At 41.3% G+C, this 18,695-nt stretch carries 16 protein-coding genes and 2 pseudogenes; 7 read left to right on the forward strand and 11 right to left on the reverse strand.

The genetic code is table 11. The features are described 5' to 3' along the window. The first annotated feature begins 193 nt into the window (after positions 1 to 193). From R8O11_RS23475 to R8O11_RS23495, 5 genes and pseudogenes are all read left to right on the forward strand, one after another. On the forward strand, positions 194 to 1,375 hold the full coding sequence (locus tag R8O11_RS23475) for an FIST signal transduction protein (protein WP_318194508.1): 1,182 nt from the start codon (positions 194 to 196) through the stop codon (positions 1,373 to 1,375). Then, on the forward strand, positions 1,365 to 3,086 hold the full coding sequence (locus R8O11_RS23480; protein ID WP_318194509.1) for an ATP-binding protein: 1,722 nt from the start codon (positions 1,365 to 1,367) through the stop codon (positions 3,084 to 3,086). Before R8O11_RS23475 ends, R8O11_RS23480 begins: the two co-directional genes overlap by 11 nt. A gap of 288 nt (positions 3,087 to 3,374) precedes the next feature. After that, entirely contained in the window at positions 3,375 to 3,797 is a 423-nt protein-coding gene (locus tag R8O11_RS23485; protein WP_081107520.1) for an AHH domain-containing protein, read from the forward strand. Between the two features lie 87 nt (positions 3,798 to 3,884). Then, complete coding sequence (locus R8O11_RS23490; protein WP_050550050.1) at positions 3,885 to 4,460, forward strand: hypothetical protein; 576 nt, start codon at positions 3,885 to 3,887, stop codon at positions 4,458 to 4,460. A gap of 167 nt (positions 4,461 to 4,627) precedes the next feature. After that, positions 4,628 to 5,344 (forward strand): annotated as a pseudogene (locus R8O11_RS23495) (integrase core domain-containing protein); the annotation flags it as partial. A 91-nt stretch (positions 5,345 to 5,435) separates the two neighbouring features. Here the strand turns inward: R8O11_RS23495 and R8O11_RS23500 are convergent. From R8O11_RS23500 to matP, 4 genes and pseudogenes are all read right to left on the reverse strand, one after another. Continuing rightward, positions 5,436 to 5,564, reverse strand: a pseudogene (locus R8O11_RS23500) (regulator); the annotation flags it as partial. 373 nt (positions 5,565 to 5,937) lie between these two features. Continuing rightward, a complete protein-coding gene (locus R8O11_RS23505) occupies positions 5,938 to 6,261 on the reverse strand; it encodes a hypothetical protein (RefSeq protein WP_025766620.1) in 324 nt (107 codons plus the stop codon). 114 nt (positions 6,262 to 6,375) lie between these two features. Then, positions 6,376 to 6,687: a DUF3634 family protein gene (locus R8O11_RS23510; protein ID WP_005377468.1), complete on the reverse strand. Its 312-nt coding sequence runs from the start codon at positions 6,685 to 6,687 to the stop codon at positions 6,376 to 6,378. 15 nt (positions 6,688 to 6,702) lie between these two features. Then, positions 6,703 to 7,152 carry a macrodomain Ter protein MatP gene (gene matP / locus R8O11_RS23515; protein WP_005396497.1) on the reverse strand — a complete coding sequence of 150 codons (450 nt, stop codon included), beginning with the start codon at positions 7,150 to 7,152 and terminating at the stop codon, positions 6,703 to 6,705. Positions 7,153 to 7,362: 210 nt separating this feature from the next. Between matP and R8O11_RS23520 the strand changes: the two genes are divergently transcribed. Both R8O11_RS23520 and fabA read left to right on the forward strand, forming a co-directional pair. Further along, on the forward strand, positions 7,363 to 9,003 hold the full coding sequence (locus R8O11_RS23520) for a Lon protease family protein (protein WP_318142054.1): 1,641 nt from the start codon (positions 7,363 to 7,365) through the stop codon (positions 9,001 to 9,003). A gap of 70 nt (positions 9,004 to 9,073) precedes the next feature. After that, positions 9,074 to 9,592, forward strand: coding sequence for a bifunctional 3-hydroxydecanoyl-ACP dehydratase/trans-2-decenoyl-ACP isomerase (gene fabA, locus R8O11_RS23525; protein WP_005390081.1), 519 nt, complete (start codon positions 9,074 to 9,076; stop codon positions 9,590 to 9,592). 140 nt (positions 9,593 to 9,732) lie between these two features. Here the strand turns inward: fabA and rmf are convergent, their stop codons facing one another. The 7 genes from rmf to pyrD form a co-directional block, all read right to left on the reverse strand. Next, positions 9,733 to 9,906, reverse strand: coding sequence for a ribosome modulation factor (gene rmf, locus R8O11_RS23530; RefSeq protein WP_005377453.1), 174 nt, complete (start codon positions 9,904 to 9,906; stop codon positions 9,733 to 9,735). A 181-nt stretch (positions 9,907 to 10,087) separates the two neighbouring features. Continuing rightward, entirely contained in the window at positions 10,088 to 11,821 is a 1,734-nt protein-coding gene (locus R8O11_RS23535) for a DUF3466 family protein (protein ID WP_064353940.1), read from the reverse strand. A gap of 7 nt (positions 11,822 to 11,828) precedes the next feature. After that, positions 11,829 to 13,748, reverse strand: a complete 1,920-nt coding sequence (locus R8O11_RS23540) for an ABC transporter ATP-binding protein (RefSeq protein WP_005377449.1) — start codon at positions 13,746 to 13,748, stop codon at positions 11,829 to 11,831. Further along, entirely contained in the window at positions 13,726 to 13,968 is a 243-nt protein-coding gene (locus R8O11_RS23545) for a glutaredoxin family protein (RefSeq protein ID WP_017821808.1), read from the reverse strand. The genes R8O11_RS23540 and R8O11_RS23545 overlap by 23 nt, the downstream gene beginning before the upstream one ends. A 21-nt stretch (positions 13,969 to 13,989) precedes the next feature. Continuing rightward, positions 13,990 to 16,110, reverse strand: coding sequence for a bifunctional 23S rRNA (guanine(2069)-N(7))-methyltransferase RlmK/23S rRNA (guanine(2445)-N(2))-methyltransferase RlmL (rlmKL, locus tag R8O11_RS23550; RefSeq protein ID WP_017634283.1), 2,121 nt, complete (start codon positions 16,108 to 16,110; stop codon positions 13,990 to 13,992). 486 nt (positions 16,111 to 16,596) lie between these two features. Continuing rightward, positions 16,597 to 17,139 (reverse strand): cell division protein ZapC, encoded by a 543-nt coding sequence (locus R8O11_RS23555; RefSeq protein WP_005377444.1) that lies wholly within the window; start codon positions 17,137 to 17,139, stop codon positions 16,597 to 16,599. Positions 17,140 to 17,307: 168 nt separating this feature from the next. After that, positions 17,308 to 18,318, reverse strand: coding sequence for a quinone-dependent dihydroorotate dehydrogenase (gene pyrD, locus R8O11_RS23560; protein ID WP_005377443.1), 1,011 nt, complete (start codon positions 18,316 to 18,318; stop codon positions 17,308 to 17,310). Positions 18,319 to 18,695: the final 377 nt, after the last annotated feature.

The following is an 18,695-nucleotide window of genomic DNA, read 5'->3' on the forward strand; positions in this document are numbered from 1 at the left end:
ACATGGAAGTTACTGAAGAACTTAATGAAAACAGGATGTTAAGTCTTCAGCAACAATTAAAGGGAACATAGCCATTATAAATACGATCTATCACGAGATAATCGTAACTTATTAATGAAATTAACACCTTCTTACCTAGAGAAAATTGGTTGGAATGGTATAACAGCAGAGTGATATCCAATCATAAAATCGTATGCATTGCCAATCAGTTTTTACTCATATTAAAGATGAAGACTCAGCGATAAAAACGCTCAGGTCCGAATTGACACAACAGAACTTGTCTTACGTGATGTGTTACTACACGGAAGAATACAATTTCGAGTTGATTCGAGAAGCGTTTCTTGCGCATTTTCCTGGTGTGCCTTTTCATGGCGCCAGTTCATGTCAAGCCGTGATGACAGATCAGGGCTTTCATACAGGACCAGTAATTGCGGCACTTGCTGTTTATGATACAGGTCCTCATGCTTATGGTACTGGTATTTCTAATCACAACTTAGGTGACAGCGTCACCAAGGCTTTGGATATGGCCCTTGAGAACGCAAACCGTGTTGGAGAGGTACCAAACTTAATTCTACTTCATGCTACACCAGGGCAAGAGGAATCAATCATTGCGTCTATAGATGAAAGATTTGGAACTCTAATTCCAATTATTGGTGGTTCGGCCGCTGATAATAACATCGCTGGGAAATGGTCTGTGATAACCGCCCAAGGCTCTCAAACTTCAGGTTTAAGCTTAACTCTCTTTTACTCCTCTCAACCTGTTGATATCGCTTTTAGCGCTGGGCATACACCAACTAATATCAAAGGTGTTGCAACCAAGACCAACGATAGATGCTTACTTGAAATTGATAATGAGCCTGCGCTCAATGTTTATAGAAGGTGGACAAATCACCAGGATAACCAAGTAGGTAAAGATAATATGCTGTTTACAAACTCGAGTGCTTATCCATTAGGGCGGATCGCAGGTCATCTCTATGATCGCCCATATTACAAGTTATCCCATCCGATCCGTGAGACGCCAGATGGTGGAATCGAGTTGTTTACACGAATAGAAGAGGGTGACGAGCTCACATTAATGAAAGGAAGTCGTGAGCATCTCGTTGCGCGCGCTGCAAAAGTCGTCAATGCCGCTTTTAACCAAAAATTAGAAGAGTCTCGAAAAATTGGAGTGATAAATATCTTTTGCGCGGGTCCCATGTTGCACTTAATGCAAGACATGAATAGCGTTTGTGAACAAATTAACCAAGAACTAGAACATTTGCCTTTTATTTGCCCTTTTACTTTCGGCGAGCAAGGTAGATTTATTGGTGGTGAGAATGGACATGGAAACCTGATGATTTCATCGGCTATATTCCATAAACCTTATGAAAGATAAATACTTAGACATATATCAACAGGAAGCGCTTCAAGAAGCGTTAGTTGAGCTAAAGCAGGCTAGACAAAAAGAACGACTACTCGCTGATGAAAACAAGGCCATTCTTTCCGCGATATCTGCGATGAGTGAGGCAAAGAATCGGCATGAGATATTTACGGGATTAAACAATGTCCTCAAAAAGTACATCAACTTCGATGATTTTATTGTACTGACTCGTGATGGTGAACGATATCCCTTCAAGACATTGATATCAACTAATAGCGTATTTGATAATGTATCCTGGTTACACGGTAACACCTATCAAAGAGCTCTCAATGGTGAATGCATTCTACTGTTCGAGCCAGATAAACTCGCTGAGTTTGTTAACTTAAACAGCTTTATAAAAAGCCATGTAAACTCGGTCGTTTTAACTGGTATACGTTCAGAAGTAACGCAAACCGTAATCCTACTTATTGGAGCTCAGAAAGGGCACTTTAGCATAGAGAATAAGGAAACCTTGAGGCGCTTTCGTCCCTTAATTGAAAGGGCGGTCATTGATATCGAGACCAAAGAGAAGTTACAACGTATCGTTGAAGTAAGAACAACTCAGCTCGCTAAAGCAAGAGAAGAAGCAGAGCTTGCGAACCGGTCTAAGTCGGAGTTCTTAGCGATGATGAGTCATGAAATAAGAACCCCTTTAAATTCCGTTCTTGGAATGCTGGATATATTGAAGCAATCAACCTTGTCAGAAGAACAAATTGATGCTTTGAGCCAAATGGAGTGCTCTGCAGAGTTACTTCTCGCGATAATCAGTGACATTCTTGATCTTTCTAAAATCGAGTCAGGTCGCTTTCAGCTCAATGAACAATGGATTAACTTAAGAGACACTGTCACTTTTGTTATTTCTCAGCAAAAAAAAATAGCTAAGAAGAAAAATCTTAAATTCAAGCTCAACTGTACTGTCACTAATGACAAACAATTTTGGATTGACTCCACGCGGTTATCTCAAATTCTGTTTAATCTAATAGGGAATGCAATAAAGTTTACAGACGAAGGTGAAGTAAAAGTTTCTGTATCTGAGCGAGATGCTGAACTTGTGATCTCAATATCTGACACTGGAATTGGTATATCTAAAGCAAAGCAAGAGCACTTGTTTACGGCATTTCATCAAGGAGACCGTTCCATCACGAGACGCTTCGGTGGTACAGGACTGGGGCTCGCAATAACCAAGCATTTAGTTGAAATGATGCGTGGCAAGATTGCCGTTAAAAGTGATGAGCATGTTGGTTCAACCTTTACGATTTCGATTCCAGTTTTGACTCGTTGTAATCAAAATCGTCCAGTTAGAATCGAAAACAATCAACCGACAAAAGCAATGGAACTTCTCGTCGTAGAAGATACCGAGTCGAATCAGTTCGTAATAAAGCTTATCTTAAATAAGCTTGGCCATAATGTTCATATCGCAAGCCATGGAGCAGAGGCATTAACATTTTTAGAAGAGAATGAGGATTTAATCGATTTGATTCTCATGGATGTCTCGATGCCAGTGATGGATGGAATTACCGCAACAAGACTTATTCGAGATAAAGGTCTCAGGACCCCAATTATAGCGTTAACTGCACATGCGTTAGAAAGCGATAGAGATAAATGCCTGGATGCCGGCATGGACGGATTCATTTCCAAGCCAGTTAGAAGACAAGATATCTTTGAAGCTATACAGTCATTTCAATAAGCAAAAAGGCGTTAATATAGATCTTAACAATCGATAGATTATTAAGATCTATATTAAGTATTTTATGGTAAATAACCATTATGTTTAATGCTCACAGTAAGGCCCTTAAATTTAAAATCTGCAGGGGAATAGGAGCATACTCAGACAACATTTAGCGTACGGCGATATTTAATTTAACATAATATACATAATGCGCACTAATAGTGTAAGCCCAAAGCGATAATGTCCTAGTATTTCCAAGTGAATCTGTCCTATGTTTGCTTGGAGGTATTTAGGAAGTTAGTTACGATGAACTACCATGAATTGCACCGTTTCTCCATTATCCAAGATGTGTTAAACAATAAGTTAAAGTGCCGAGAAGCCACATCCATTCTTGGAATAAGCTACCGGCACTTGTCTCGCATACTTTATGCCGTAGCAGAACCTCAACCTAGCCCAAATCACGCAGCACATCAGATTGTGATGGGAAACGGTAAGGTAACTGCGATGATTGATGCAAAATTACAAATGTTCGAATTTGGTATAGGTATTAATGATGCAATTAATGGTGTTTGGTTACCTAGATCCAGTGCTTATAAAGATCACTACACTACTCCAAAAGCTCCACCTCATTCACGAATACATGGTACAAATTATCAGAACTGGATTGGCACGCTTGGAAGAATTAGGCATAGTGAAAATGTATTTAAGTCCACACTGCTTAACTGCTGAAAAAGCAAATACAAGAAAGCAAATACAAGATAGTTCTCATCCTGAGAAAATTCTTGAGAAGAAAGATGCTAACTGGAAACCTACTGTATGACTGTATACAAATTAAAAAGTAAACCTCGAGAATTTAAGGTCTTAGAGCATGACCCTTATAAGCGAGCTCTCGATTCAGATGACTTTAAGTTGTTAAGACGACTTCGAAGAGCCCCTGTTGATTCAACCAGCTTGAGAGATGTTTGGGTAAATGAATATGCAACATTTACTCAACACTTTAAATTTGCTGAAGCAATCCCAGACATATCTAAATGGAGAACATTTCTTGTCTTGAGAGAAAATGCATATCAGGTAGTACGAGATGTAATTGATTCTGACGGTGAGTTCTTACCGATTACAATCGATGATGAAAGTTTTACCGTGTTCAACGTGATGTCCTTTGGAGAAGAAGACAAGCAGAAAATCAAATTTGAAGACATTGACGGAGAACAAGGATTATTAGAGAAACTGGCATTTATAGAAAGCGATCTTTCAAATAAATATGTCTTTAAATCAAAAGATGAAGGTTGTACGTCAATTTATTGTGATGACAAACTCATATCGTTATGTGAAGAGCACAATTTAAAGGGGCTTTCGTTCGATACAAATCTACTCGATGTATTTGAAGATTGATTCATCAGAATTTTTGTATTAGTTCAGACTAGATCTGAGACTCCAATTTGAAAAGAAGAGAGTTACCCACTTTGATTAAAGGTGCTTAATCACTAATCAAGGACAATAAGAGGTAACTCTCATGCTTCATACTAACAATCCAATCATCAAACACAAAGCTGGCCTTCTCAATCTGGCTTCGTAATGGACCTAGAAAGCTTCAAAAAGCGCCTTATTGCGTTAGAAACACAGGTCGCTGAGAACGGTATCATTCTAACGGAAGAGCAAGTTGCAGCCCTTGAACGCAAGAAGCATGATGACGAGGCTTGCGGTGAGATAGAAACAGCGCATCCAGGCTACCACGGCTCTCAAGACACGTTTTGTGTTGGCAACCTTAAAGGTGTTGGACGCATCTACCAGCAGACGTTCGTTGATACCTACAGCAAAATCACCTTCGCTAAACTCTACGAGACAAAAACACCAATCACCGCTGCAGATATGTTGAATGATAAGGTTTTACCGTTCTTCGAGGCGCATGAGCTACCAATGCTGCGAATATTGACTGGCCGAGGCACTGAATACTGTGGTCGTGTTGAACAACGTGATTACCAGCTCTATCTGGCCATTAATGATATCGACCACACTAAAACTAAAGCGATGTCACCACAGACAAATGGTATCTTCGAACGCTTCCACAAGACCATATTGAATGAGTTCTACCAAGTGACGTTCAGAAAGAAACTGTATGGCTCAATGGAAGAATTACAGAAAGATCTGGACGAATGGATGGACTACTACAATATCATCGTACTCATCAAGGAAAAATATGCTGTGGCAGAACGCCAATAGAGACATTAGAGGATGGGAAATCAATCTGGGCTGAAAAGAATCTAGCCCAGATATAATCTGACAGGCACCGAGTCGAAAAGTGGGTAAGTGTCAGATCAGGTATCAATTAGTACACTTTAAGATTATCAGGCTCCTTGCGGAGCCTTTTTACATCATTTTCTTTAGTGCTCTAGCATATTTTAATACTTGCCCCGCGGCTTCTAAGTCTGTTAATGCTCCAATCTCTAACAAAGCAATTCCTGTCAAAATTTGTTGAGCTGTCACCAATTGGCCAGAATGTCCTCCTAAGATTAACAACATTGTTTGCTTTTGAGGCTTTAACCGAGGTTTCTGTGGACTTGCAATCGCTAGTTTGGTTTGTGGTTATGCTTACGAAGCAAATCAAATCTCTTATTGAAAATTGATGCGCGCTTAGTCCTCGACTTACTGGCGTGTTCTTCCGTAAGCACCTGAATCAATCTATGTATGGTGATGATGGCCAACTCACTGAATTTGCCATTCAATGGCATCACGATTACTAACTTAAGCGCTACCAAACAAAAAAGCCTTTCATACTCGCCTCGTACAACAGCAAAAATCAGCTAAACGCTCTAATCGCTCCGCAACGAAATCTGCCAAAAATCACGAGCTCAGTTGCGTTCTGAAACATTTATAAGCCTGTGGTTATATGGAGGCGAATGTACTTTTCGGGGTATTTGTAACGATAGCGTTTTCCTTTCTTCAAGTTGGACTTAACGTACCTACACACTTTTTGGTCACCACTGCTGGTTACTCTTTTTATTACTGCGTTTTTACTTTTGTGCTCCATTTCTATCATGACGTCACAATAACCTTGATAGCCATCAAACTTATTGTCTACTTTCTTTTGAAGCTTAGTCTTAATCTTTTTAGCCAACAGGTTCGTTTCTGAATCGTCAGCAAAAACTGAATTACTTGCAAAGATCAATACCATTAAAGTTACAACGTATCTCATCGTTTTGGTCCGTTTATGTTGTTGATTGTTCGATGATAAGTAATTTTTCTGTAGATACGAAAATGGGACGCCACATTGCGTCCCATTTAACATGATGAAGTAACTGATATGTAATTAAGCGCGCTTCTTGCCTTTGTTTGCTTTGAAGCCCTGGTGCGGAAAAACGTTACGAATCCTCTGTTGAACTTTTTTGGGAATGCCTTTGGAAAAGCTTAAGCGCATTCCTGTTCGTTGGCTATACACCTTCATTTCACCAGTAAACGGGTTATGCTCACTAATATCCTGTAAGTTGTGTTTGAAAGAAGGAGGTAGATGCCCTTTTACGTTACTAATATGGCCATTATCGAACTTTACTTTTAACACCGGCCTATCGACTGCGATCAACCAAAAGATCACGATGGCTGCAATTAAGATTACATATAACATTTGGCACTCCCTATCCTAGCTAGATAGCAATTTACTCAAATCCTCTTTAATTGAGGTAACTTTTTGACTCGCTTTTTCACTTCTCGACGCTTCGGAAAGCAAATATTCAATTGCGTCAGATAACGTACAACCAAGTTCATTCGCTCTACTAGAAAGCTTTTCCCAAACTCGGTAATCTAAATCAATGGATTTCTTCTTTGTATGGACTTGCTCTGCATTGAAGTGACGTTTCCGTTTCGCTCGGATAGCCTGCTTGAGTTTATTATCTAACTCTTCTGACATGTGGTTTTCTATCCAAGCTAAGACAAGTGTAGGCTCGTGTTCAAGGCGTTTTAGTTCTGCGACCGCTGCATCTGCTTCGCTTGTATCAATATGTCGGGTAATCGCTTCACCATCTTTCCATTTTTTGATGAGATACTTCCATTTCCACCCACATTCTAGATTCTCAAGCTGCTGATATTTCATTTGTTCCGACCCATAAACATAACCTAGTGACAGCGTAACCCAGATGGTTTACTTGGGCAAATAAAACTCTTAGAAGTATCGATGTTGATCACTCATTTGTCTAAGTATTGTTCATTGAGAGATGAATGCCGAGAGCAAACCAAATTGGTGCTAGGGTGTTATAGTCCGTTTCGTTATAATGTCGGCAAGATTGAATTACGATGAATTTTAATGAACCAACTTAATTGGCAAGACGTAACACCTTCACTTGAGCAGTACGAAGCACTTTTAAAGTCTGCATCTTCGTTAACAAAGAAGTCTTTTACTGATCTCCAACCGAGAATGTCGGCAACGATATCTCGTTTTTCAAAAATTTCCGGATTGACGCGAGTACTACTCATTAACTGCGTAGATAATTCTGTATATAGAGAGTTCATCAGTAAAGCTCTTCAGAGCCAGTCTAACGCTGCGATAGTTTTGTCGGAATCACTTGATGCCAAACGTTTATTTGACCGTTACAGTGTTGATGTAAGTGGTGATATTGCCTTCCAACCTGGTTTAATTTCACAGGCAGATAACGGTTACTTAATAGTACCGGCTAATCTAATTTTGGCTAACCCAGGGCTTTGGCCAAATATAAAGTCTGCAATTCAACAAAACCTTATCGAGCCACTGAACCTAAGCCCTACTCGTTTACCTACTTCAGTACCGCAAGCTAAAGCTTATGATGTAAAACTGATTGTAACAGGAGAAAGAAGTCAGTTAGCAGAGCTAGAATACATCGATGAAGACTTCTGTTCTGGCTTTGCCATGTATACGGAAGTTGAAGAAGATATTCATCTGTCAGAGCAGAATTTGACAGATTACTTTGGTTTAGTGAACTGGATATGTTCTCAATATCAGCTGCCTCACTTAACTGAATGTGGTTTTAGAAGATTGTTGCTAGCCGGTATGAGATTTACTGAAGATCAACATTATCTGCCTTTAGGAGTAATGTGGCACTCTCAACTTCTAACGCTTGCTAGCCAGTTCAGTGATGGCCACGCATTAGATTACAAGTCGTTAGATAAAGCGATTGACGATAAGTATTACCGAGAATCTTACCTTCCTCAGCGTGCCGTGTACGATATTTTAGATGGCCAAGTCATCATTGAGACAACTGGGGAACAAGTTGGTCAAATCAATGGCCTAACCGTTATTGATATGGCTGGGCACCCTGTCAGCTATGGTGAGCCTGCACGAATATCTTGTGTAATTCATTTTGGTGATGGCGATGTTTCCGATGTTGAGCGCAAAGCTGAGCTTGGAGGCAATCTACATGCAAAAGGCATGATGATTATGCAAGCTTTCTTGAGCTCTGCTCTGAAACTGGATGAACCACTGCCTTACTCAGCCTCCATCGTATTTGAACAGTCTTATAGTGAAGTTGATGGTGACAGCGCATCTCTTGCAGAACTTTGTTGCTTGGTGAGTGCTTTATCTGAATCTCCAATTAATCAAAAAGTTGCGGTTACAGGAGCTGTTGATCAGTTTGGTCGAGTGCAAGCCGTCGGTGGCTTGAACGAAAAAATTGAAGGCTTTTATCAGGTTTGTAAACATCAAGGTTTTACAGGAAATCAAGGTGTTGTGATGCCAAAATCAAACCTTAAACACCTTGCATTACATAAAGATGTAATAGAAAGCATTAAAAATGGTGAGTTCCATATTTGGTCCGTTTCTACCGTAGATGAAGCTATTCCGATTGTAATGAATAAACCTTTTAGAGGTGAAGACGATAGCATTATTGGCAAAATAGCGGAACGTATTGAAAACTTTGAAAGACATGAGCATCCAGAAGGAATTGTGCAGCGCATCAAAAACTGGTTTGTCTAGTACTGATCGGAGTTGTTTAGCGTACACGTGTTCACTAAGATGCAGCTATCAAAAATTGGAGTAATTGATAATGCAAAACAAACGTGATTCTTATAACCGTGACGATCTACTTGCTTCTAGCCAAGGCGAACTGTTTGGGCCTGGTTACCCTCAGCTTCCTGCGCCAAACATGCTAATGATGGATCGTGTTACTAAAATGTCTGAGACTGAAGGCGATTTTGGTAAAGGTTTGATCTTGGCGGAATTGGATATTACTCCAGATTTGTGGTTCTTTGACTGCCACTTCCCTGGCGACCCTGTAATGCCGGGTTGTCTTGGCCTTGATGCGATGTGGCAACTTGTTGGTTTCTTCCTTGGCTGGGTTGGTGGCAAAGGAAAAGGTCGTGCTCTGGGTGTTGGCGAAGTGAAGTTTACAGGTCAGATCCTGCCAACAGCGAAAAAAGTGACGTACGAAATCCACATGAAACGCGTTGTAAACCGTAAGCTTGTGATGGGTTTGGCTGACGGTCGTGTATGTGTGGACGGCAAAGAAATCTACGTAGCAAAAGATTTGAAAGTTGGCTTGTTCCAAGACACTTCAAGCTTCTAATCACGATTTTAATCGATTTATTAAGGCTCCTATTTAAGAGCCTTTTTGTTATCGAGTGTTAACCTACTTCCCTATGTCCCTATAATGTAGAAAAGGCTCCGTAGAGCCCTTTCGAATCCTTCTTTTTGTATGTGGAGAGTTTATTTGTAGAGACCAGATTGTCTTTCATCTCTGGCATCACGCCAACCACCTAACCAATACGACCGAGCATCAACTTGTTGATATGGGCAAGCCTCTTGAGACCTTCCATTCAATCCAGCTTTGTAGCCTTGAGATTGAGCTCGTTCTAGGCGATCACGCTTTTGTCTCTTCATAGTTAATTCCTCATACAGGTCCATTTACTAACGTACAGCTGTTATTGTGAAACTTTGATGGAGTTTTTATGACTCCACTTATAAGAATCGATCAAAGTAGGCAATTTCTCAAGGCATAAAAAAAGCAGAGACTCAAATGTGTGAGCCTCTGCTTGATTTAAAAATTACTGACGATTTTTAACTATTTTCTACGGAACCCAAACAATCCAAGCATGGTCAAAGCTAACCAACCAAGGCCTGCACCTTGACGCTCTGTCGTCGTTGAGTCAATGCTTCGAGATACGATGTCGTCCTTAGTTGCGTCAGCAATAGGTACTAGTTTGACTGCTACAATTTGCTCTTCAGAGCTACATGTCGCATTGTTTGCTGTTGTACTATAACCACCTGCACATTTCATAGCAGTACCAGAGATCACACCTGCATCATTGATATCAGTTGCGTCGATAATACGGAACTGATTGTTTTGTTCAGAGTAATCACCGCCGTTAGTCAAACTGTCTAGGAACCAAGCTTTTCCATTGAATAATGTTGCAGCACGTTCACTAGTCTCGCCACCTACGCTATATGGATAGATAAAACCGCGCTTACGACGTGGCTTGCCATCGTCTTCACGAGTCGTTTCTGCATCAAGTTGCCCGACGATTTCATTGTAAGAGTTGATACCGCCCATCTTACCGCCCGCACCGCTAAAGAAAATGCCAGTAGTTGGGTAAAAAGCGCTAATAGAATCCTTACGAACATCATCTACGATAAAGAGACGATTCGGAGCAGAGCCCGTTGGCATTAAGTATCCGCCCGAACGTTTTGCTTCACCAATAGCAACAAAATTAGAGTTAACGTCGGTTAATCGTGAGTTTGTATGAACCGTATCATCACCCTCACGCTGTCTAGCTCCTACAACAACTTTGTTTTTCCAAGTTGCGTTTTCAACGCTACCTTCGGCTTCTAAAGTTCCGACAAAAACAGTCGCATTCAGGTAGTTATCATCACTGTAAGTGTTGTAACCTACGCCATAGACCGTAGTTCCATCAGTGACAAGGTCACGCATGCTCCCTTGAGCTAACCTTTCTCCATCTTTAGATGTGCCACTTGGCCAAGCCAATTCACTGACGGTTCCGCTTTGATCCCAAATCGCTGCTTTTGATGTGTGGTGAGATCCATTGGTATTGCTTGCTGTTCGAGAAACACTGCCAACAGTAAAATTGCCGTCTGTGCTCCAAGCATGGCTTTGCACAACACTTGCGTCACCATCGCCAGTAAGAATATTTGGCTCTACTGGTGCAACTACGGTATTTCGTGTTTCTAATGTAGAAGTATTTTCTGTGCTAACTTTACTCTGATTACCGACAGCTGCACCATCCTCGGTAAGCTGGTTGATAACATTGTTATATTCATTTTTATAAGCAGCAGAATCTTCTTCTATGAACGCTAACGCATTAGAAGTAAAGTCTTTACTACGTTCTTTATTCCACGGCGTCCAGTTTACTGAAGCCCAAGAGTCACAGGTGGAATAGCGAAGCTGGTTGTAACAGTAACGCTCAAAGTCTTTGAGTTCTTGGATGTAATAAAAGCCAGCGTCTAATCCGAATGGGATTTCTTCACGATAGCTGTTCCCATCCACGGCTTGTGTCGCTGAAATCGGTGTAGTGCGAGTTTCCATTGCAAGTTTAAACTGCTCTGGCGTGCAGTTTGCTGCTGCATCAAAGCAGCCTAAAGCGAAAGGTGAACCTGTTGAAGGATCTGTACCTGCGTCGCCCTGTTGAATTGCAACCCCGTAAGCCGTTTGGTAGTCACCGTTTGAACCATGATCCTGAGGTGAAACCTCAACAACTTGATACAATGCCGCCTGTGCGTTCATTGTGGTACCAACCATCATTGCAATGGCGGTCAATTTGAATTTATTACTACAATTCATTGAATTCTTAACTATCCTGTTGCATTGCTTCGAGTTCTTCCCATCTCTCGAATGCGATTTCCAACTCCTGCTCTAGTGCAGCAAGCTGTTCCAATACCGGCTGAGTTTGCTCTACAGGTTTAGCAAAGAACTCTGGATCGTTCACTTGCTCCTGAAGGCTCTCGATATCCGACTCTAATTGTTCAAGTTTAGCTGGTAGAGCCTCTAATTCTCTTTGCAGCTTATACGATAACTTCTTCGAATTGTTCTTAGGTTGCGTAGTTTTGGGAGTTTCCTCAACCACTTTCTCTTTCTTCGTTGGTTTTTCAACCTGACTGCGCGAAGCAAGAACTTGGTCACGCTGCTGTTTAGCATCATGATAACCACCAACGAACTCTTCGATTATACCGTTACCCTCAAAAATCCAGCTGGTTGTTACTGTGTTGTCTACGAACTCACGGTCGTGACTCACTAACAATAATGTACCCTGATAATTGGCAAGCATTTCTTCTAAAAGTTCCAACGTTTCGATATCCAAATCGTTAGTTGGTTCATCAAGAATAAGTAAGTTGTTTGGTTTCAACAAGATACGGGCTAGCAATAATCGGTTTTTCTCACCACCAGAAAGTGCCTTAACCGGGGTTCTGGCGCGCTTAGGTGCAAATAAGAAGTCTTGAAGATAACTCAGCGCATGACGCTGACGTCCCCCAACCATTACTTCTTGTTTCCCATCCGCTAAGTTATCGATCACTGTCTTTTCTGGATCCAAAATCTCTCGGTACTGATCAAAGTACGCGACTTCTAATTTTGTTCCGCAGTGTAAACGACCAGACTGCGCTTCCAATTGCCCTAGTAGCAATTTAAGTACCGTACTCTTACCGCAGCCATTTGGTCCGATAAGTGCAATACGGTCACCACGCATGATGTTAAAGCTAAAGTCGTCGACAATTGTCTTGCCTTCGTAAGCAAAAGATACATTTTCTGCTTCAAATACAATCTTACCTGAACGAGAAGCATCATCGATGTTTAGGTTAACTTTACCTTGAACTTCACGACGGTCACGACGCTCTTCACGAAGTTTTTTAAGGGCTCGAACACGGCCTTCATTACGAGTACGACGTGCTTTAATGCCTTGACGAATCCACACTTCTTCCTGCGCTAGTTTCTTATCGAACTCAGCATTTTGCATTTCTTCGACGCGAAGCATTTCTTCTTTGTCATTCAAATACTGTTCGTAATTACCAGGGAAAGAAGCTAATTGACCGCGATCTAAGTCAACGATGCGTGTCGCCATCGACTTGATGAATGCACGGTCGTGAGAAATAAAGATGATCGAGCCTTTGAAGTCTTTTAAGAAGTTCTCTAACCATTCGATCGTTGTCACATCGAGATGGTTTGTTGGTTCATCAAGAAGCAATACATCAGGATCACAAACCAGCGCACGAGCTAAAGCAGCTTTACGTTGCCAGCCACCGGATAGATCGGTCAGTTTGGTTTCTGGGCTTAGTTTTAAAGCGCCAAGTACGTTCTTAACACGGTCATCAAAGCGCCAAGCGTTAGAATGATCAAGTTGCTCTTGAACTTTCGCCAAACGGTTAATGTTCTTCTCACTTGGGTCTTGAGCAACAAGATCGAGAAGATCATGATAGATCTTCAATTGTTCGCCGATTTCAGCCAAACCGCCAGATACGTATTCGTAAACCGTACCCTCTTGATTGCGCGGTGGATCTTGTTCAAGCCGAGAAACTACTACGTCTTGAGTTATTTGAATCTTGCCATCATCCAACAAAATGTCGCCGGCAAGCACTTTCATTAACGTGGACTTACCTGCTCCGTTACGACCAACTAAACAAACGCGTTCGTTTTCTTGAAGAGCGAACTCCGCTTTGTCTAGCAATGGGTGGTCACCAAATGCAAGTTGTGCGTTATGAATGGTAAGTAATGCCATTATTATCCAACCAATGTGTGAGTTGTTCTAAGTCAAACGGCCAGTTCAACTCAGAATCTTGATATTTTAATACGGGTATTGTGACGCCGTAACGAGAAAATAGTACATCATCGAACGCAATATCAATGATATCTGTTTGCTCGGCCAAACCGACTTGGTCTACTAGAGCAAATGCCATCTCACAAAGATGGCATCCCTCCGTGCTATACAATATCAGCACGTATTAATCCTTTTGTTTATACTACGCGTGCGTTACTAGCCAACAGTTATGAATCTGTTTATTACGCGAAAAATCTAATGGTAACGTTTGAGAAGAAATATTCTGAGCCTTCAAACCCAATTCAGCGAGTGATTCTTCATCCATCTTGAAGTGACGTTTGTTATTTGAAAATACGATTGTGCCTTCACTTCTCAGTAAACGTTTGAGGTTCTTCATTAGCTTAATGTGGTCACGTTGTACATCGAATGATGTTTCCATACGCTTAGAGTTAGAGAACGTAGGTGGGTCAATAAAGATCAAGTCGTACTCACCTTTTGCGTTTTCTAGCCATTGCAAACAGTCCGCTTGTTCATATTTATGTTGGCGCCCTACACAGCCATTAAGCTGCATATTGTCTTTCGCCCAGTTCAAGTAGGTGTTTGACATATCGACAGTTGTAGTGGAACGCGCACCACCAACTGCAGCGTGCACCGTTGCACTACCAGTGTAAGCAAACAAGTTAAGGAAATCTTTACCCTGTGCCATTTCGCCAAGACGACGACGAGTGATCTTATGATCCAAGAACAGGCCTGTGTCTAGGTAGTCATGAAGGTTCACGATCAGCTTCACACCGTACTCGTTTACTTCGAGCGTCTCTGATACCTGACCTAATTTTTGGTACTGGCTTCGACCTTTCTGCTTCTCACGAACTTTCAGTACAACTTTGTTCGCTTCAACACCGGTCACCTGAATCGTCGCACGGATAATGTCCGTTAGACGACGCTTGGCTTTTTCTTCAGGGATGTTCTTAGGTGCTGCGTACTCTTGAATCACAATTTGATCGCCGTACACGTCGATCGCTACGTTGTATTCTGGAAGGTCTGCATCGTAGATACGATAGCAGTCTAGTTTCTCTTTACGAGCCCACTTGCCAATCTTGCCAATGTTTTTCTTCAAACGGTTTGAGAAGTCTGGTGCGATTTGAACGTTAGTATCTGCACCTTTAACTTCATCAGCGCTGCGCTCGGCAATGCTGTAGTTCTTTTGGTGACACGGTAACGCACCGTTGTTCAATTTAAACTGTTTATCAGCGCGCATACGAAGGCAACTCAAGAGCTCGTCCGAGCTAGAGAAGATAGATGCTTTACATCCGCCAAACTCAGATTTTAGCTGTCCACCGAATGCGGTATAGAGCGCAATCAGCCCCGGCTCAGTTCCTAGACGCTCACCGTAAGGTGGGTTTGAAACGATAACACCGTGTTCAAATCCTGCGGGACGAGTAATAGTTGCAGCATCACCTTGCGCAAACTCAATCAACTCTTCAACACCTGCTCTGCGGGCGTTTTCTTGAGCGACTTTTAATACTTTGGGGTCGTTATCGAATCCAAAAAACTTAGCGTCAACTTTCTTGACACCCCGTCTAGCTTGAACATTAGCCTCTGATTTAATCTCAGCCCAGGTCTCCGGTTCAAAGTCTTCCAAAACTTCGAAGCCCCATTGTTTGCGCTTAACGCCAGGTGCCATGTTGGCTGCCATCATTGCCGCTTCAATAAGCAAAGTACCAGAACCACACATTGGATCGAGTAATGGTTGATGCCCATCCCAGCCACAACGCATGATAATCGCAGAAGCAAGCGTTTCACGTAATGGCGCACGACCCGATTCTGGTCGATAACCACGCTGATGAAGACCACTACCTACCATGTCTACCCCAAGCAACGCTTTATCTTTATGCAAACGAACGTGAATACGAATATCTGGGCGTTCTTTGCTGATATTAGGACGTGGCAAGCCTTTATTCTCAAAGCAATCTACGATGCCATCTTTGACCTTCATAGCCCCGTATTGGCTATTTCTAATCTCACGGTTTGTGCCGTTAAAGTCCACAACAAAGCGTTTAGAGCTATGAAATTGGTTAACCCAGTTAATAGTGGAAGTGGATAGATACAAGTCCATGTCGTTGTTACACGTGAACTCAGATAAAACACGTACAAATCGAGACGCTAAACGGCTCCACAAACAACAGCGATAAACCTGTTCGTTTGTCGCTTTAAATTTTACGCCTGCCTGTACTGGTTTCGCATTTTCAATGCCTAGTTTAGTCAGTTCTTCAACAAGCAAATTTTCCATGCCATTTGAAGTTACCGCGAGATATTGATTCATAGTGTTCTTTCGCTGATAAAAAATGGCTTCAATTATACCTGACTTTACGATCAATGCCTCGTTTTTAAAGGTATTTTCCCACCCGTTAGTTCAAATCATCACCACTCAAATGATCTAAAACTTTCAACATCTTTAGTTTGAATGTTTTTCATTTATGAACGTATTTTGTTTCCTTTAGAAGAAGTGAATACTTATTTACATGCATTTTGGTATACACCAGCTTGGATTGGTTGATGTAAATTACTTACAAATGCCCTTTATAGGGGAATAGATAGGGTTGTTTTAGGCGCTAGGTTGCCTAATTAAAGGAGTAATCAAATTGAAATAAGTAAAATAAAAGTGACCAGCTTCATGTTTGCATGCATAGAAAACAAACAGTTTCATGGTCTTTCGGATTGGAGTGTCAGAGGAAAGGACAAAAAAAATCGACCCAGTAAGGTCGATTAAGGCAAACAAAGGAACGAAATAAAGAAAAATTAAACAGCTTTAACCCACCATTGCCATAGGGGTCATTGCAAAGAGGTGGTTTGCACAAGCCATGCGATCATGCATTACTTTAATCGGCTGCCCAAATTGAAGCGCCTTATTGCCATCAAGAACAAAGGCTTCTTGGTTAACATAAGCACATAAGCTCGATGTTTCGCCTGGTTCTAGAACGATGAACATACCATCAGAATATTGATTTGTGAGGAAGACCATGTCCCCTTCTTGAGGTTCATAATCAGAGGACTGTGCATCGAAGAACCAGCTCTTAGGCTGTACAGGTTTATGAAAACGCTTTGCAGCAACACAATACAGTGTTAATTCAGCTTGGCGATATTCACTGATATCGAGACAGCGAATGCGCTCATTAAACGTTTGAAATGCGCTGGCGTCATCAACGGTAAATTCACTGTTTGAGAAGGCACAGTTAACCAACAATTTTCGGGATAGATTGGTTTGGAAAATCATTTCCTCCCCCAGATCCAGCATTAAGCAAGCTTTTTGCTCGTCAAAATACCAATTCCATTTGTCGCTGGGTTTAAGCATTATTCCGTTCTCTCTTGACTAGTTAAATCAGTGGTAAAGAGGTAAGACGCTTAATTACCTACTCGTGATTTTTAAATTCTACAAACGAACGGATAAAAAAAAAGAGGAAACAAAGTCCTCTTTTTTATGTAACAGGTACTGATTTTTCAGTAGTTTTTGATGTATATGTTAAAGATTCTTAACAATATCACGTACGAGACCTGGGCCGTGGTAAATAAAGCCAGTGTAGACTTGAACAAGTTTAGCGCCTGCCATGATCTTTTCTTTGGCTGCAACATAGGAATCTACACCACCAACACCGATAATTGGAAGTTTGTCTCCAAGCTCTTCATGAAGCTTACGTACGACCTCCGTAGAGCGTGATTGCACAGGGCGACCACTCAAGCCACCTGCCTCATTGGCGTGTCTCATCCCTTCTACGATCGTGCGATCCAAAGTTGTGTTAGTCGCGATCACACCATCTATATTGTTTTTCAATAAAGAATCGCAGATTTGGCAGATTTCATCGTCACTTAAATCTGGCGCAATCTTTAATGCTAACGGGACATACTTGTTGTACTTCTCTGATAACTCCGCTTGTTTCGCTTTTAATTCGGAAAGCAGTTCATCAAGCGCTTCACCATATTGAAGTGAACGAAGACCTGGAGTGTTTGGCGATGAGATGTTTACTGCAATATAGCCAGCATACTCATACACTTTTTCCATACAAATCAGGTAGTCCTCTGCCCCTTTCTCAATTGGCGTATCTTTATTTTTACCGATATTAATTCCGAGAACACAATTGAATTTTGCTCGTTTAACATTCTCGATCAAATTATCAACGCCTAGGTTATTAAAGCCCATGCGGTTGATGATCCCTTCTGCTTCCACTAAACGGAATAAGCGTGGTTTATCATTACCTGGTTGTGGTCGTGGCGTTACAGTGCCGACTTCGACAAAGCCAAAGCCCATGGCATCAAATGCTTCAATACATTCGCCGTTTTTATCTAAACCAGCCGCAAGACCAACAGGGTTACGGAATGTTAGACCCATACACTCAACTGGACGAGTTGGTAACTGTTGGCGGTAAAAGAGATCAAGTGGTGTGCCGTTAAAGCGTTGGAAGTTCTTGATTGCAAGATCATGTGCCTTCTCGGCATCGAGTTGGAAAAAGCCAGTTCTGGCTAGACGGTAAAGCATTGTGCCTCCGAAAGAAAAAAGCCCCGTATAAACGGGACAATATTATTTACCGTTTTTCATCGTAATTCAATGAAAATGAACGTAATAAGTAAAAACCTATATCTTTATAAGATTTTTAAATATAAAACAAACAATTACAATCAAGTTTCTGCGATAAAAATCGTAACTAACCGCTTAAAAGCAATCGATTTCACTCTGTTTTAATTTCAATTCAATGTGACAATGTAACTATTTTCGTTCCAAATGTGAATAATAGATAATAAAAAGCCCCGTTAAATAACGAGGCTTTTACTTATGACTTTGTGCCGTCCTAAATAAGGTTGACACTTTCTACCCCCAAAATTGGAGAGTGTTATGAAATCAACAACTAAAAGAAC

This window comes from Vibrio sp. 1288 (genome assembly GCF_033344475.1).

What these genes read in the sequence shown, in the direction of transcription:
- R8O11_RS23475 (WP_318194508.1), top strand. Translation starts at nt 194, where the DNA reads ATGCATTGCCAATCAGTTTTTACTCATATTAAAGATGAAGACTCAGCG.
- R8O11_RS23480 (WP_318194509.1), top strand. Translation starts at nt 1,365, where the DNA reads ATGAAAGATAAATACTTAGACATATATCAACAGGAAGCGCTTCAAGAA.
- R8O11_RS23485 (WP_081107520.1), top strand. Translation starts at nt 3,375, where the DNA reads ATGAACTACCATGAATTGCACCGTTTCTCCATTATCCAAGATGTGTTA.
- R8O11_RS23490 (WP_050550050.1), top strand. Translation starts at nt 3,885, where the DNA reads ATGACTGTATACAAATTAAAAAGTAAACCTCGAGAATTTAAGGTCTTA.
- R8O11_RS23505 (WP_025766620.1), bottom strand. Translation starts at nt 6,261, where the DNA reads ATGAGATACGTTGTAACTTTAATGGTATTGATCTTTGCAAGTAATTCA.
- R8O11_RS23510 (WP_005377468.1), bottom strand. Translation starts at nt 6,687, where the DNA reads ATGTTATATGTAATCTTAATTGCAGCCATCGTGATCTTTTGGTTGATC.
- matP (WP_005396497.1), bottom strand. Translation starts at nt 7,152, where the DNA reads ATGAAATATCAGCAGCTTGAGAATCTAGAATGTGGGTGGAAATGGAAG.
- R8O11_RS23520 (WP_318142054.1), top strand. Translation starts at nt 7,363, where the DNA reads ATGAACCAACTTAATTGGCAAGACGTAACACCTTCACTTGAGCAGTAC.
- fabA (WP_005390081.1), top strand. Translation starts at nt 9,074, where the DNA reads ATGCAAAACAAACGTGATTCTTATAACCGTGACGATCTACTTGCTTCT.
- rmf (WP_005377453.1), bottom strand. Translation starts at nt 9,906, where the DNA reads ATGAAGAGACAAAAGCGTGATCGCCTAGAACGAGCTCAATCTCAAGGC.
- R8O11_RS23535 (WP_064353940.1), bottom strand. Translation starts at nt 11,821, where the DNA reads ATGAATTGTAGTAATAAATTCAAATTGACCGCCATTGCAATGATGGTT.
- R8O11_RS23540 (WP_005377449.1), bottom strand. Translation starts at nt 13,748, where the DNA reads ATGGCATTACTTACCATTCATAACGCACAACTTGCATTTGGTGACCAC.
- rlmKL (WP_017634283.1), bottom strand. Translation starts at nt 16,110, where the DNA reads ATGAATCAATATCTCGCGGTAACTTCAAATGGCATGGAAAATTTGCTT.
- R8O11_RS23555 (WP_005377444.1), bottom strand. Translation starts at nt 17,139, where the DNA reads ATGCTTAAACCCAGCGACAAATGGAATTGGTATTTTGACGAGCAAAAA.
- pyrD (WP_005377443.1), bottom strand. Translation starts at nt 18,318, where the DNA reads ATGCTTTACCGTCTAGCCAGAACTGGCTTTTTCCAACTCGATGCCGAG.